This window comes from Nocardia sp. CA-145437 (assembly GCF_050956485.1).
GTDB lineage: Bacteria > Actinomycetota > Actinomycetes > Mycobacteriales > Mycobacteriaceae > Nocardia.
Window position 1 is genome coordinate 2,156,027 of sequence record NZ_CP191204.1, and the last position, 13,995, is coordinate 2,170,021.

The 13,995-nt window shown below is 69.0% G+C and carries 15 protein-coding genes; 5 read left to right on the forward strand and 10 right to left on the reverse strand.

What is annotated here, in order from left to right; genetic code table 11:
• Positions 1–8 precede the first annotated feature (8 nt).
• From ACQPYY_RS09540 to ACQPYY_RS09550, 3 genes are read left to right on the forward strand one after another with little or no spacing between them, the layout of a single operon-like run.
• The gene (locus ACQPYY_RS09540; protein WP_433594604.1) at positions 9–968 is read left to right on the forward strand and encodes a thiamine-phosphate kinase; all 960 of its coding nucleotides are present in this window, start codon (positions 9–11) and stop codon (positions 966–968) included.
• A 47-nt stretch (positions 969–1,015) separates the two neighbouring features.
• Positions 1,016–1,693, forward strand: a complete 678-nt coding sequence (locus ACQPYY_RS09545; protein WP_433594605.1) for a uracil-DNA glycosylase — start codon at positions 1,016–1,018, stop codon at positions 1,691–1,693.
• 33 nt (positions 1,694–1,726) lie between these two features.
• Positions 1,727–1,984, forward strand: a complete 258-nt coding sequence (locus tag ACQPYY_RS09550) for a hypothetical protein (protein WP_379101722.1) — start codon at positions 1,727–1,729, stop codon at positions 1,982–1,984.
• Between the two features lie 16 nt (positions 1,985–2,000).
• Here ACQPYY_RS09550 and ACQPYY_RS09555 read toward each other — a convergent pair whose 3' ends face one another.
• Both ACQPYY_RS09555 and rpmB read right to left on the reverse strand, forming a co-directional pair.
• Complete coding sequence (locus ACQPYY_RS09555) at positions 2,001–2,501, reverse strand: N-acetyltransferase family protein (RefSeq protein ID WP_433593466.1); 501 nt, start codon at positions 2,499–2,501, stop codon at positions 2,001–2,003.
• An 85-nt stretch (positions 2,502–2,586) separates the two neighbouring features.
• Positions 2,587–2,778 (reverse strand): 50S ribosomal protein L28, encoded by a 192-nt coding sequence (gene rpmB, locus ACQPYY_RS09560; RefSeq protein ID WP_011210730.1) that lies wholly within the window; start codon positions 2,776–2,778, stop codon positions 2,587–2,589.
• A gap of 284 nt (positions 2,779–3,062) precedes the next feature.
• Here rpmB and ACQPYY_RS09565 point away from each other — a divergent pair, with 284 nt between their 5' ends.
• On the forward strand, positions 3,063–5,150 hold the full coding sequence (locus ACQPYY_RS09565; RefSeq protein ID WP_433593467.1) for a DAK2 domain-containing protein: 2,088 nt from the start codon (positions 3,063–3,065) through the stop codon (positions 5,148–5,150).
• Complete coding sequence (recG, locus tag ACQPYY_RS09570; RefSeq protein WP_433593468.1) at positions 5,151–7,418, forward strand: ATP-dependent DNA helicase RecG; 2,268 nt, start codon at positions 5,151–5,153, stop codon at positions 7,416–7,418.
• 4 nt (positions 7,419–7,422) lie between these two features.
• Here recG and ACQPYY_RS09575 read toward each other — a convergent pair whose 3' ends face one another.
• From ACQPYY_RS09575 to ACQPYY_RS09610, 8 genes are all read right to left on the reverse strand, one after another.
• Complete coding sequence (locus tag ACQPYY_RS09575) at positions 7,423–8,139, reverse strand: hypothetical protein (RefSeq protein ID WP_433593469.1); 717 nt, start codon at positions 8,137–8,139, stop codon at positions 7,423–7,425.
• 48 nt (positions 8,140–8,187) lie between these two features.
• Positions 8,188–8,409, reverse strand: a complete 222-nt coding sequence (locus ACQPYY_RS09580) for a DUF397 domain-containing protein (RefSeq protein WP_357097547.1) — start codon at positions 8,407–8,409, stop codon at positions 8,188–8,190.
• Between the two features lie 251 nt (positions 8,410–8,660).
• The gene (locus ACQPYY_RS09585; protein WP_357097545.1) at positions 8,661–9,032 is read right to left on the reverse strand and encodes a hypothetical protein; all 372 of its coding nucleotides are present in this window, start codon (positions 9,030–9,032) and stop codon (positions 8,661–8,663) included.
• Positions 9,033–9,055: 23 nt separating this feature from the next.
• The gene (locus tag ACQPYY_RS09590) at positions 9,056–9,499 is read right to left on the reverse strand and encodes a roadblock/LC7 domain-containing protein (protein ID WP_357097543.1); all 444 of its coding nucleotides are present in this window, start codon (positions 9,497–9,499) and stop codon (positions 9,056–9,058) included.
• A 95-nt stretch (positions 9,500–9,594) separates the two neighbouring features.
• A complete protein-coding gene (locus tag ACQPYY_RS09595) occupies positions 9,595–10,440 on the reverse strand; it encodes a hypothetical protein (protein ID WP_433593470.1) in 846 nt (281 codons plus the stop codon).
• Positions 10,430–10,822: a hypothetical protein gene (locus ACQPYY_RS09600; protein WP_357097539.1), complete on the reverse strand. Its 393-nt coding sequence runs from the start codon at positions 10,820–10,822 to the stop codon at positions 10,430–10,432. The genes ACQPYY_RS09595 and ACQPYY_RS09600 overlap by 11 nt, the downstream gene beginning before the upstream one ends.
• A 236-nt stretch (positions 10,823–11,058) precedes the next feature.
• Complete coding sequence (locus ACQPYY_RS09605) at positions 11,059–12,480, reverse strand: short-chain fatty acyl-CoA regulator family protein (protein ID WP_433593471.1); 1,422 nt, start codon at positions 12,478–12,480, stop codon at positions 11,059–11,061.
• Between the two features lie 217 nt (positions 12,481–12,697).
• Positions 12,698–13,912 carry a DUF445 domain-containing protein gene (locus tag ACQPYY_RS09610; RefSeq protein WP_433593472.1) on the reverse strand — a complete coding sequence of 405 codons (1,215 nt, stop codon included), beginning with the start codon at positions 13,910–13,912 and terminating at the stop codon, positions 12,698–12,700.
• Positions 13,913–13,995: the final 83 nt, after the last annotated feature.

Consider the following 13,995-nt stretch of genomic DNA (forward strand, 5'->3'; position numbering starts at 1 on the left):
CCCGTACCGTGGGCGAGCTCGGCGAGTTCGGGCTCATCGCGCTGGTGAACGCGGGGCGCACGCAGACGCCGGGCGTGCTGCTGGGCCCGGGTGACGACGCGGCCGTGATCGCCGCGCCCGAGGGCCGGTTCGTGGTGACCACCGACATGCTGGTGCAGGACCGGCATTTCCGGACCGATTGGTCGAGCCCGCAGGAGATCGGCCGCAAGGCCATCGCCCAGAACGCCGCCGACGTGGTGGCCATGGGCGCGGTGCCGAGCGCGTTCGTGGTGGGGCTGGGCTGTCCCGCGGAGACGCCGGTCGAGTTCGTGCGCGCGCTCGCCGACGGGATGTGGGCCGAGGCCGGGCGGGCGGGCGCGTCCATCGCCGGCGGCGACATGGTGCGCAGCCCGCTGATCATCATCAGCGTCACGGCCTTCGGGGATCCGCGTCGCGCGCCGATCAAGTTGTCGGGTGCGCGGCCGGGTGATGTGGTGGCGGTGGCCGGGCCGCTGGGGCATTCGGGTGCGGGGTTCGCGGTGCTGTCCGCGGGCACGGCCGGGAACGCCGAGTTCGCGGACGTGGAGACGGAGTTCGCGGACGTGGTTGCCGCGCACCGGGTTCCGCGGCCCCCGTACGAGGCGGTGCTGGAGCTGCCCGATACCGCGGAGATCACCGCGCTCACCGATGTGTCGGACGGCTTGCTGGCCGATCTGGGGCATATCGCCGAATCCTCGCGGGTGGCCATCGATCTGGAGTCCGCCGCCCTGGCGGATCCGGAGCTGGAGGCGGTCGGCAAGGCGCTGGGCGTCAGCCCCCTGGACTGGATTCTGGCCGGCGGCGAGGACCACGCCTTCGCCGCGACCTTCGCCGATTCGGGCGATGTGCCGGAGGGCTGGCGGCGCGTCGGCCGGGTTGTCGCGGGCGAGGGCGTGACGGTGGATGGAACCTCCCGAACCGGACCTGCCGGTTGGGATTCCTTCGCATAGCAGGGCTCGGTACCGCGATGAAACTCGACACGATAAGTTTTCCCGACATGGGCACGAAACCACTGTCGGAAGTCATCGATACGGGCTGGGCCGAGGCCCTCGAACCGGTGGCCGACCGTATTGCCGCGATGGGTGAATTCCTGCGAGTCGAAAACGCCGAGGGGCGTGGCTATCTCCCGAAGGGGGAGAATGTGCTGCGGGCCTTCCAGCGGCCGTTCGACAAGGTGCGGGTACTCATCGTGGGTCAGGATCCGTATCCGACGCCGGGGCATCCGGTGGGCCTGAGTTTCTCGGTGGCCCCGGACGTTTCGCCGATTCCGCGCAGCCTGACCAATATCTACTCCGAGCTGACCAAGGACCTCGGCCTGCCGATGCCGTCCAACGGTGACCTGTCGCCGTGGTGCGATCAGGGCGTGCTGATGCTCAACCGCGTGCTGACCGTGCAGCCGGGCCAGCCGGCCTCGCATCGCGGCAAGGGCTGGGAAGCGGTGACCGAACAGGCAATTCGCGCGCTGGTTGCCCGTGACCAGCCGCTGGTGGCGATCCTGTGGGGCCGCGACGCGTCCACGCTGAAGCCGATGCTGGGCGATACTCCGTACCTCGAATCCGCGCATCCGTCACCGCTGTCGGCTTCGCGAGGATTCTTCGGATCTCGGCCTTTCTCCCGAACCAACGAATTGCTGGGTACCCTAGGGGCCGCGCCGGTCGACTGGCGTCTGCCGTAGCGCTGATCCGTTACCTGATTCAGGAGCATGTGTATGCAGAAGAAGACTGCCCGTGGTGTTTTCGTCGCTCTGGCCGCCGGTGCCGCGCTGGCCTCGGCCCCGGCCATCGCCAATGCCGAGCCGTTGACCCTGGACCCCTACGTCCCCGAGTCCACCACCTCGGTCACGCCCGTCGGCAGCCTGCTCGACACCAACAGCGTGAGCGGACTCTCGTCCAACGTCACCTCGCGGACGGCGTGCCTGCTGCAGTCGATCAGCCAGCAGGTGGATTGCCTCAACGGCGCGGCGTGAACCGCGGCGCCGGGCCTCACCCCGTCAGGGCCCGGCGCACCATCCGCACTTGCAGTGCGGGAGAGAAGGCTTCGACTCGGCGTTCACCGTCGGGTTCGAAGCCGTATTTCGTATAGAAGGCCCGCGCGCGGGGGTTCTCCTCGAACACCCACAGCGCGATGTCGCCGGTCTCCGGCAGCACCTCGTCCATCAGCGCCTGGGCCACGCCCGTGCCGTGATAGGTCGCGCGCACGTAGAGGGCGCTGAGCTCGTGTTCGGCGGCGGGTGATTCCTCGCGGTTCTCGCCGCTGCCCGCGAAGCCGATGACGGTGCCGTCGTCGAGCACCGCGACCCGGATCCGCCCCGGGTACTCGAACAGGATCCGGCTCCACGCGGCCGCCCGCCGCTCCACGTCGAAGGCGTCGAGCACATGCTGGGGCACCAGGCCCCGATACGCCTCCCGCCAGCAGGCGATGTGGCATTCGGACATGCTGCGGACGTACTTCGGTTCGAGTGGAACGACCTGCCACTCACCCATGGTTGCCACCCTGTCTCGTCCCTGGAACGACAAAAGCCCCGGTTCACCCATTCTGGGTGCCGGGGCTTCCGACGAAAAGCGCTTATCAGCCGCGAACGACCTTGCCCGCCTTCAGGCAGGAGGTGCAGACGTTCATGCGGCGGGTGTTGCCGGGGGCAACCTGGGCGCGAACGGTCTGGATGTTCGGGTTCCAGCGACGGTTGGTGCGCCGGTGCGAGTGCGAAACCGACTTACCGAAGCCGGGGCCCTTGGCGCAGACGTCACAGACGGCAGCCATAGTCGCGAGCTCCTTCATGTCATAGAGGGACCCGCTGCACGATGTACAGCGTGTCCGAAAGCCTAATGTCTTGGACCGTACCTACCGGCTGAGAGCCGGTGAACGCATGCCGATGCCTGAGCGAGCAGGACCGTGCCTGCGTGAGGCAACCGCCCAAGAGTAGCCAACCCGTCCCGGGCGTGTCCAATCAGGCCCCCGGTACCGGGTCCGTATGCGGTGTACGAACGCCAGGTGACGGCGCGGTGTCGGTTGCCCCGACTAGGCTGGCGAGGGGATTTCACGACGTGAGCGGAAGGACGGTGACGGTGCCCGGGGTAGCGGACGCGCTCGACGGTACGGCCCTGTTGAACTGGGGTCGCCTCACCCTCACCGCCCTGGAACGCCACCGGGACGAGATCAACGCCCTCAATGTCTTCCCCGTCGCCGACTCCGACACCGGCACCAACCTGCTCGCCACCATGCGGGCGGCCGTGTACGGGGCGGAGGAAGCGGTGCGCGCCGCCGAACGCGCCGCTCGTGCGATCGTCCCCGCCCCGGACCGGGCAGCCGAACCGGGCGAGATGGAGGAGAGCGGGCCGGCCGCCGCGGCGGAGCGTGGTCGCGGCGGGAATGGTCGGCTCGACGGTGACCCGGTGGCGCCCGCGGATCGGCTATCGGGTGATCGGGGGCCGGCGGCTCGGACTGTGGCGGCGGCCATGGCGCGCGCGGCGACCTTCGGGGCGCGCGGGAATTCGGGGATCATTCTGTCGCAGGTTCTGCGGGGGATCGCGGACGCGGTGGCCGAGGGGCCGCTGACCGAGCGGGCGTTGCGGGTGGCGCTGCGGCGGGCGGCGCGGCTGGTGCGGGAGGCGCTGAGTTCGCCGGTCGAGGGGACCATGCTCACCGTGCTGGAACGGGCCGCCGAGCGCGCCGCCGATGCCACCGATCGGGATCTGCTCGCGGTGGCGCTGGCCGCGGCGGACGGGGCGGCCAAGGCGCTGGGGGAGACGCCCGCGCAATTGGGAGTGCTGCGGGAAGCCGGGGTCGTCGACGCCGGTGCGCGCGGATTACTGGTGCTGCTGGACGAATTGGTGGCGGCCGCCGGAGGTCGAGCGCCCGCCCGGCCGATCTACCGGCGCGGCGCGCCCGACGAGCGGCCGGCGCACCGGCCGGATGAGAGGCATCGCCGGGCGGGCGGGGATGTCGCCGCCGCGGCGGCGGCTCCGGCCGGCTTCGGCGCCGAGGACGACGCCGATCGTGGGATCGACACTCACTCCGCCGATTCGGCCGAGTCCGGGGTGGTGTCGAGCCCGCGTGCGGGTGCGCCGGCCACGGCCGCCGGTGACACCGGGATTTCCGATGACGAGGCAACGAGTTCTGGTGTGGCCGTGGCGAATTCGCGTGCACTCGGGACCGTCTCGCACGTAGCCGGATCGGGTTCGGGCTTGGCCGAGTCGGGCTCGGGGTCGCACCGCCCGCGGGGCGCGTGGGCCGCGGTGCCGCATTACGAGGTCATGTTCCTGGTGCGGGAGACGGATGAACCGCGCGTCGGTGTGCTGCGGGATCGGCTGGCGGAGCTGGGCGATTCGGTGGTGGTCGTGGGCGACGGCGCCGACACCTGGTCCGCGCACGTGCACTGCGGTGACGCGGGCGCTGCTGTCGAGGCCGGGCTGGTCGCGGGGGCGCTGACCGGGATCCGGATCGAGATCCTCGACGATTCCGGGCATGCGCCGCGGGGAAAGGCGGATCGGGCGATCCTGGCGGTGGCGTCCGGGGCCGGGGCGGTGCGGTTGTTCGAGGACGCCGGGGCGGTCGTGATCGAGGGGGCGGTCACCTCGGAGGAGCTGCTCGAGGCGATTCGGAGAATTCCGCATCGGGAGGTGCTGGTGCTGCCGAACGGGGCCTTGCCCGCGCACGAGCTGGTGGCGGTGAGTGTGGCGGCGCGCGACGGGCAGCGGGAGGTGTTGATGCTGCCGTGCGCGTCGATGGTGCAGGGGCTGGCGGCGCTGTCGATGCACGATGCCGGACGGGTCGCGGCCGATGACGCGTTCGCCATGTCGGAGGCGGCGGCCGGAACCCGGTGGGGTGCGTTGCAGGTTGCGCCGGAGCGCGCGCTGACCATGGTGGGGATGTGCGCGGCGGGCGACGGGCTCGGGCTGGCCGGCCACGATGTGGTGGTCATCGATTCCGATGTGCGGGCCGCCGGTCGTACGCTGCTGGACCGAATGCTGGGCCTGGGAGGGGAATTGGTGACCATGCTCGTGGGCGGCGATGCGCCCGAGGGCCTTTCCGACGACTTGACCGCGCATGTGGCGGCGGGCTTCCCGGGTGTGGAAGTGGTGGTGTACCCGGGCGGTCAGACCGGTGACCTGGTGCAGATCGGGGTGGAATAGATGGCGACGCTGGCTGATCGGCTCGATCACGTGCTCGGGGTGAAGGCGGCGGAATCGCTGCAGGAGCACTTCGACATGCAGACCGTCGAGGATCTGCTGCGGCACTATCCGCTGCGCTACGCCACCCAGGGGCAGCCGCTCACCGAGGAGCAGCCGGAGGAGGGCCAGCACATCACGGTGATGGGCCGGGTCACCAAGACCGATCTGCGCCCGATGAAGAACCGTCGCGGCAGCCTGCTCAAGGTGAACCTGGACACCGGCGGCCCGCGCCCGGTGGAGATCACCTTCTTCAATGGCGACAAGGTCCGCTATCTGGTGAAAGACGGTGTGCGGGCGATGATGTCGGGCACCGTGCACTGGTGGCGGCCGGACCGCTGGAACCTCTCGCACCCCGACTATCTGATCCTGCCCGAGCAGGGCGAGTCGATCGAGAACCTCACCTCGGTGCGCGGCGGCGGCGCGTTGCGCGGCCTGGCGCAGACCGCGAAAGGCGCGGGGGGAGTGGATGTCTCGTTCTTCGAGCGCGAGTTCATCCCGGTGTATCCGTCGACGGCGAAGGTGCAGAGCTGGGATCTGCTGCGCTGTATCCGGCAGGTGCTCGATCAGCTGGACCCGATCGACGACCCGCTCCCGGAATCGCTGCGCACCGAGCATGCGCTGCTGCCGGTGTCGGACGCGCTGCGCCTGATCCACCTACCCGAGCACAAGGCCGATATCGAGGCCGCCCGCGGCCGGCTGCGTTTCGACGAGGCGATGGCCCTGCAGCTGGTGCTGGCCGAGCGCCGCCATCAGACCGAGGGCCGCACCGCGAAGCCGTGCCCGCCGCGCACCGACGGCATCGCCGCCGCCTTCGACAAGCGGCTGCCGTTCGAGCTGACCGAGGGTCAGCGCGCGGTCATCGACGAGATCTCCGCGGACCTGTCGCGTCCGCACCCCATGCATCGGCTGTTGCAGGGTGAGGTGGGTTCGGGCAAGACCATCGTGGCCCTGCACGCCATGCTGCAGGCGGTGGACAACGGTCAGCAGTGCGCCCTGCTCGCCCCCACGGAAGTCCTTGCCGCCCAGCATTATCGGTCGCTGTCGAAGATGCTCGGCGATCTGGGCACGGCGGGGGAGCTGGGCGCGGACGAGAACGCCACCAAGATCGTGCTGGTGACCGGTTCCATGTCGGCGGGGCAGAAGAAGGCCGCTCTGCTGGACGCGGTGACCGGTGACGCCGGTCTGGTGATCGGCACCCACGCCCTGATCCAGGACAATGTGGAGTTCTTCGACCTGGGCATGGTGGTGGTCGACGAACAGCACCGGTTCGGTGTCGAGCAGCGGGATGCCCTGCGCGCCAAGGCGAAAGGCGCGGCGAGCCCGCACCTGCTGGTGATGACCGCGACCCCGATTCCGCGCACCATCGCCATGACCACCCTCGGTGATCTGGAGACCTCGGTGCTGACCCAGCTGCCGCGCGGCCGGTCGCCGATCACCTCGAAAGTCGTTCCCGCCAAGGTGAAACCGGCGTGGGTGGATCGCGCGTGGGAGCGCATCCACGAAGAGGTGTCGCAGGGCCGGCAGGCGTACGTGGTGTGCTCGCGCATCGGCGACGAGGAGGAGAACGGGAAGGGCAAGGGCCGCAAGGCGAAAGCCGAGGAGGAGAAGGAAGGCCCCACCACCCATTCCGCCGTCGACATGTACGAGATGCTCGCGGCGGGCCCGTTCAAGGACCTCCGCGTGGGCCTGTTGCACGGCCGGCTGCCCGCGGACGAGAAGGACCGCGTCATGCGGGATTTCAACGACGCCGAGATCGATGTGCTGGTCTGCACCACGGTGGTCGAGGTCGGTGTCGACGTCCCGAACGCCACCGTCATGGTGATCGTGGACGCGGACCGCTTCGGCGTCAGCCAGTTGCATCAGCTGCGTGGCCGGGTCGGTCGTGGCAAGCACGCGGGCCTGTGCCTGCTGATCACCGAGACCAATCCGATGGGGACCGCCATGGCCCGGTTGGAGGCCGTCGCGGGCACCACCGACGGCTTCGAACTCGCGGTCCTGGATCTCAAACAGCGTCGCGAGGGCGATGTGCTGGGGTCGGCGCAGTCCGGCACCGCCCGTAGCCTGCGCCTGCTGTCGCTGCTGGACGACCTCGAAGTCATCACCGCCGCACAGGAAGTGGCGCGTGAGATCGTGTCCTCGGATCCGGGCCTGAAGAACCATCCGGGTCTGGCGGGCATGATGCGCGCGGCCGTGGACGGCGAACGTCTGGAGTATCTGGCCAAGTCCTGACGGACTATTCGGCGGTGGCGTCGTCGGGGGTCAGCCCGGCGAGTTCGCGCCACCGCGCCATCTCCTCCTCGTGCGAGCCGGACAGCGTGGCCTCGGTGACGTCCACCGCGGCGGCGTCGTCGCTGTCGCCGTCGCGGGTGAGCAGCATCAGCGGCCAGCTCGGTTCGTCGGTGTGGGCCGGGCCGAACGGCTGCCAGTCCCAGGGCCCGCCGAAGCGCCAGGCGCGGCCGGAGGAGTCGGCGACCTCGTCGCCCGGTTCGAGGAAAGCGTAGGGGCGGAACCGCAATTCGACGGTCCGGGGGATGCCGTCGTCGGGATCGAACACCGGTTCCTGATCGGTTGCGCCGGGCTCGTCGGCGAGACCGGCACGCAGGTAGGCGATCTCCCGGCGCGGCCGGGGCAACCGGCCGGTGGCGCGCGGCGGTTCGTGCTCGCGCAGCCCGGTCACGCGTACCAGGGTCGGCGGAATCCCGACTCGGCACGGCGCGTCGGCCGCGAGTTCGCCGTCGGCGGGCCGGATTCGGAACAGCTCGTGTTCCCAGCCGGGTGCGCCGGGGCCGGTCGGCACCGTGACCACGCCGTTCCAGCCGTCGCCGTCGGGATCGTCGGCCCACCAGGGCCATTCGACGCGGACCTGGTCCGCCGCCAGCTCGGTGACCCGTGCCGCGGTGAACGGACAGGACAGCTCGAGGATGTCACCGACCCGGTATTCGAACGCCACAGCCACCGAACCTAGCCCGTCCGTGGCGTGGACGTCCCCTTCGCCGGGCTAAACGGCGGCGGGGAATTCGTCGGCCTTGACGCCCTCGATGAAGGATTCCCACTCGCGCACGGTGAAGAGCAGCACCGCGCCGTTGCTGCCCTCCTTGCTGTGGGCGACCACGATGCCGCGGCCGGGCCAGTAGCCGACCTGCACGCAGCTGCCGTTGGCGCCGCCGACGGTGCTGGTCCGCATCTGCAGTCCGTCCGGCAGATCTGCCTTGGTAGTCATGAGCGGGTTCCCTTCGTCCTTTCACAGTCGGGTTCGGACGCGAGGCGAAGAAGAGCAGCCGGGGTCCTCGATGCGGGACAACGCCGTCTGGCATCGGCTGACGCGGTTCACACTACCGGCTCGGTGCTGGAAGTGTGCCCGGTATCGGCTGTCAAAACGGTGACCCGTCATGGGGATTCAGAGTGGTGTTCGCCCGTACGGGGATTCGGCGAATTCGCCCGTACGGGCACCCGGGTTCGGCGCGGAACAGGTCACACCTCGAGGTCTTCCTCGATGCCCTTGAGGCGGTGGCGGGCCATGGCCAGGTTGGCCCGGGCGCGGTCGAGCGCCAGATACAGGAACAGGCCCTTGGATTTCCGTCCGGTCATCGGCCTGATGATGTGGTACTGGCTGCTCAAGGTGATGAGGACGTCCTCGATCTCCTCCTTGATGGCGAGCTGGTCGATGGTGCGCATCTTGGCCCGCACCACCTCGGTGTTGCCCGCGGCGGCGACCTGGAGGTCGAGCGCCTTCGAGCTGCCGAGCATGCCGAGCGCCATGCCGCTGTTGTAGTCGACCACGGCCGCGCCGATCGCGCCGTCGATCACCATCATGTCCTTCAGTGCGATATCCATGTTGGACATGGGGTTTCCTTTCAATCGGTGTTTCACTTGGGGTTCGAAGTCTGTGTTCCGGGCGGCAGCGCGGCGGCCGGATCGGCGTCGCCGGTGACGGCCGCGAGATGGTCGGCGATGGCCCGGGCGGTGGGCCGCGATTCCAGGTGCACGCGGCCGATATTCGTGCCGGGCCCGGCGAGCACGGTGAGCGAGGCGGTCCAGCCCACGGCGTAGATGACGACGTCGCCGCTCTCGCCGTGCACCACCACCTCGTGGAAGCCGCCGCCGTGCGCGGTCGCGGCGAGCCGGTGCGAGAGCGAGAGCTGTGCGGCGGTGAGCGCCGCCATGCCCGCCGGCTCGATGTGCGCGGGCAGATCGTGTGCGATGAGCAGCCCGTCGGTGGACGCCACCAGCGTGCCGGTCAACTGCGGCACCCGGTCCCGCAGCGCCTTCAGCTCCCTGTGTACCTGCGTGTTCGGTTCTGGGCCGGACATCGCCACTTTGGTCAACCTTCCTATCAATTCGCCGAGCCGCCTTCGCCGCGCGGTCACGCGAGCTCCTCCAAGGCCGCCTCCCTATCCGTTCGCGGTCATGCCAGTTCCTCCAGTGCCGCCCGTAGCCGGATGAGGACGTCCCGGTCGGGCGGTTCCCAGCGGTCGGGGACGGCGACCGCCGCGGCCTGCCGCACCCGGCGGCGCAGCGGCGGGGCGGAATTCGTTGCCGCCGCGGAGTTCTCGTCCGCTGCGGGGGGTGGTTCGGCCGGTGCCCGGTCCGGCTCGGTGACGGCGCCGATGTGGTCGGCCAGGGCCACCATGACCGGCGCCTCGATCAGCCCCGCCGCGGTGAGTTCGCGCACCGCGAGCAGGCAGCCGTAGGTGGTGCGGCCCAGATCCTCGGCGAGCCCGCTGATGCTGCGGCGGGCGTCGACCGCGGCGAGCACCTCGGCCTGGCCGCCGGTGAGCACCACCCGCCGCCGCTGCACCCGTCGCACCGGGACCACGGCGACGCGATCCACCAGCTCCACCGGCCACACGCCCGCAGCCGGGTCGCCGCGGCGGGCGCATTCGTGGATGAGCGCGCCCGGGGTGATGCGGCAGGCGTGGGCCAGCCAGTGCGCCGGCTCTTCCCGGAACTCCACCCGCGCGGGCGCGGCCAGCAGTAGGTAGGCGGCGTCGAAGACCGACAGCAGCGCAAGGGTTTCCAGCCGCGGGCCGGTCGGTAGCTGGTCGGGGGTTCCGGACCGGGCGCGGCGCCAGCCCTCGGCATCGGTGAGCCCGGCGGTTATCGCCAGGCGATCGAGTCCGGTGGTGCGCCGGCAATCGGCGGCCACGATAGCGCCCTCGACGAGATGAAATGCGCCATCGCCCACGGTGAGTACGCCGGTGCCGCGTTGCTGTTCCAGCCGCCGCAGTTCGATGACAAGTTCACTGTCCATGATCATCCTCGGAGAATTCGGCGAGAATTATCCGCAGCTGGTACCTGGCCATAGCGAGATTACCGGTGTCGCCGTCGAAGAGAACGTGCACGAATAGCCGTCCGTCGAAATCACCGTCGATCAAATTCAGCAGGTGATATCCGCCGGTTCCGCACACGATGATCTCGGTGATGTCGTCGCCGGGGCGGCCGGTGGCCATGGCCGGGGAGGTGAGCACCGAGCGCACGACATCGGTTGCGGCAGCAGCGTCTTCGTGTTGATCGACGACATCGTGGCGGCCGGCGGCGGCGATGGCCAGCCCGCTCGCGCCGTCCACGAGGGTGACGCTGCATGCACCGGGAATGTCCATGATGCGTTTGAGGCATCCGTCGATACCGATCACTGCCGCCCACCGCTTGTTCCGAGAAATCTTCGAGCGAATCCAGACGCTACACAGGATGGGCGGGAGATGGGGAGCAAACGCCGGATTAATCCGGGTAACTCATGATTTTCCAGGTGCGCGATCAAGAATACTAGACAGTATTAATACCTTTCGGTATTTGATGCAATCGGGCGAAATGGATATCCAAAATGGATGAGGGCAAGCATGATGCAAGCCCCGCTTCCGGCTCTCCGGCCTCAGCGGGGCAGACGGGGGTACGGCAGATCCGAACTGGTGTGCTCGTCGATCGCCAGCGGCCGCCCGATCTGTGGGAAGGCGCGCTGGGCGCAGGACGGGCGCTCGCACACCTTGCAGCCCGCTCCGATGGGTACGGCCGCGGCGGGATCCTCGATCTCCAGACCGCGGGAATAGACCAGGCGGTCCGCGTATTCGATATCGCAGCCCAGTCCGATGGCGAATTCCCCTCCGGCGCCGCCGAACCCGCTCGGCGTGGGCGCGGTGGTGCGGGCCACCCACAGGTAGCGCCGTCCGTCGGGCATGGACGCCACTTGCGACAGCATCCGGCCGGGCTGGTCGAACGCCTCGTGCACCACCCACAGCGGGCAGCTGCCGCCCACCCGGGAGAAGTGGAACGCGGTGGCGGACTGGCGTTTCGAGATATTGCCCGCCCGGTCGCTGCGGATGAGGAAGAACGGCACCCCGCGCTGCCCCTGGCGTTGCAGCGTGGCCAGGCGGTGGCAGACGGTCTCGAAGCCGACCTCGAAGCGCAGCCCCAGCAGGTCGATGTCGTAGTGCAGTTCCTCGGCCGAGCGCAGGAACTTGCCGTAGGGCAGGACCAGCGCGCCCGCGAAGTAGTTGGCCAGCCCGATCCGGGCCAGCGTGCGGGATTCACCACTGAGGACGGGGTTCTCGTCGAGCACCTCGTCGAGCAGGGCTCCGTGCAGCAGGAAGGCCAGGGTGGCGGCGATCTGGAAGGCGCGCTGTCCGGGCCGCAGCCGGCGGGCCAGGGTGAGCGTGCGGGTCTCGGGTTCGTAGTGGCGCTTGGGGATGTTCGGGTCGGCCCCGTCGCCGCGCACCAGGACGGTGACGCCCGCGCGTTCCTCGGCCACCCGCGCCAGCTGGCGGTCCAGGGACCCGATGGTCAGTCCGCTCTCCTCGAACAGCCGCTCGGCGGCCAGGTCCAGCTGGGCGATGTGATTGTGGTGATCGTAGAAGAAGTCGCGCACGTCCTCGTAGGGCATCGCGACGCCGGGCACGCCGGCGGGGGTGGCCACCTTGGAGGACAACAGATCCAGCTGGTCGGTCGCGGCCCGTAGTCGGCGATGCATGGCCACAACGATTTTCGCGACCTCGGGCATGCGGGTGGCCAGATCCTCGACCTCGGCCACCGGCGCGGCATTGCCGCCCGCGGCCTCCACCAGGATCTCGTGCAGGTCCGAGACCAGCCGCGCGTCGGAGTCCGCGGCGAAGAACTGCACGTCCAGGTCGAAGGTGGAATTCAGTTTGAGCAGCACGGGAATCGTGAGCGGTCGCTGATCACGCTCGAGCTGGTTGAGGTAGCTGGGCGACAGGTCCAGGGATTTGGCCAAGGCCGCCTGGGTCATCCGCCGTTCCTCGCGCAACCGCCGTAGTCGGGCCCCCGCATACATCTTGCGCACGTGGGGGATGGTACCGATTCGGCTTCGCAAACATCGCAATTTGAGGAGACTCGCGGTGATTTCGCCGACGCTGCGTGGTGCTTCACCGTGCCGTCCAGCATGCGTAGCATGCGAATTCGAGACTACCGGCGGTTTTGCGCGCGAGTGCCCATCGTACGACCAACGCCACGCCGACGGGCTGGAACGGCGGTCGGAATGTGCCCCGAAATCGGCGCGCTCACCCCAGAATCAGGTGAACCTGGAGTTCGCCGACCAGGAATCCGAGCACCGCCCCGATCGCGACCAGCTTCCATTCGTCCTGCTTGAAGGCGGGGCGCAGCAGGCCCTCGTACTCGTCGTCGGACAACTGCTTGGTCTTCTCGATGACCAGACTGCGGACATCGAGGGCCTCGATGGCGTGCTGGTCGAAACCGGAGTGGGCGGCGGCCTTGATGTGGTCGAGGACGAAGGTGACCGCGTCGCGTTCGATGGCGGTGTAGCTGTCGCCCGCGACCATCATGACCAGCGGCCGGGCCGGGCCGGTCTGGAGTTCCAGGAACTCGCTGACGTGGTGGCTCAGCAGGGATGCCAACCGGTCGGCTCGTTCGCCGTGGAGAACGGCCTCGAGAATGCGTGCGGGGGTGAGGATCTCGGTGGCGATCAGGTCGCCGTAGTCGGTGCAGACCTGCTCGCGCCGCTTGTGGAACAGGCCCTGCCACTTGAACGGTCCAATACCGACCGGACGGATCGGACGGAAGATCATCTGCAGCGCCAGCCAGTCGGTGAGCAGGCCGGTGAACCCGCCGAACGCGGGCATGAGCAACGGGTTGTGGGTCAGCGACCAGGTGAACATCTGCACGAAACCCAGCACGGTGCCGAAGATCAGCCCGGAGCGCACGATGAAGCGCAGCTCGTTGTTGCCGACCCGGCGCACCATCTCCACCAGCAGCGACTTGTCGTCGACCAGGGCGCTGATGGCCATGCCGCGCAGGTCCATCACCTGGTCGATATTGGTGCGCAGGTCGAAGACGATGTCCTCGATCAGGTGCGGCAGATCCCGTTGCGCGCGTTCGATGATGGCGCGTTGCGCGGCCTCGGGCATGTTCACCCACAGCCGCGGCTCGTGTTTCATCATCATGGTGCGCACCATGTGGTCGACGCCCGCGTCGAGGGGTTCGCGCAGGCGCGTGGTGAGTTCGCCGATGTCGATGCGGGCGATGATGTCCTGCGGATCGATCAGCTTGCCGAACATGAGGTCCACGGCGATGGTGGCCATGCGCGGCGCGGAGCGGGGGATGACGCCCTGCCAGCCCAGCCACGGCGGGATGCCCTTGAACTCGAGCGGCTTCATGAGCATCTGCACGGCGACGATCTTGGTCACCCAGCCGATGAGCGCCGCGACGAGCGGGATGGAACAGTACAGCAGCCAGTGGTCGGCGAAATCCGCGATCACGACCCGCTCGGCCCCTGTGCCCTGGTTGCCATGCCCTGCTCCTCGATGCGACTATTCGTACCCAGCCGTACGGCTATTTGTCG

Excerpts from the sequence above, each read along its gene's own strand:
- ACQPYY_RS09580 (WP_357097547.1), bottom strand. The coding sequence starts at position 8,409 with ATGACTACCAAGGCAGATCTGCCGGACGGACTGCAGATGCGGACCAGC.
- rpmB (WP_011210730.1), bottom strand. The coding sequence starts at position 2,778 with ATGGCTGCCGTCTGTGACGTCTGCGCCAAGGGCCCCGGCTTCGGTAAG.
- recG (WP_433593468.1), top strand. The coding sequence starts at position 5,151 with ATGGCGACGCTGGCTGATCGGCTCGATCACGTGCTCGGGGTGAAGGCG.
- ACQPYY_RS09585 (WP_357097545.1), bottom strand. The coding sequence starts at position 9,032 with ATGTCCAACATGGATATCGCACTGAAGGACATGATGGTGATCGACGGC.
- ACQPYY_RS09550 (WP_379101722.1), top strand. The coding sequence starts at position 1,727 with ATGCAGAAGAAGACTGCCCGTGGTGTTTTCGTCGCTCTGGCCGCCGGT.
- ACQPYY_RS09595 (WP_433593470.1), bottom strand. The coding sequence starts at position 10,440 with ATGGACAGTGAACTTGTCATCGAACTGCGGCGGCTGGAACAGCAACGC.
- ACQPYY_RS09545 (WP_433594605.1), top strand. The coding sequence starts at position 1,016 with ATGGGCACGAAACCACTGTCGGAAGTCATCGATACGGGCTGGGCCGAG.
- ACQPYY_RS09590 (WP_357097543.1), bottom strand. The coding sequence starts at position 9,499 with ATGTCCGGCCCAGAACCGAACACGCAGGTACACAGGGAGCTGAAGGCG.
- ACQPYY_RS09555 (WP_433593466.1), bottom strand. The coding sequence starts at position 2,501 with ATGGGTGAGTGGCAGGTCGTTCCACTCGAACCGAAGTACGTCCGCAGC.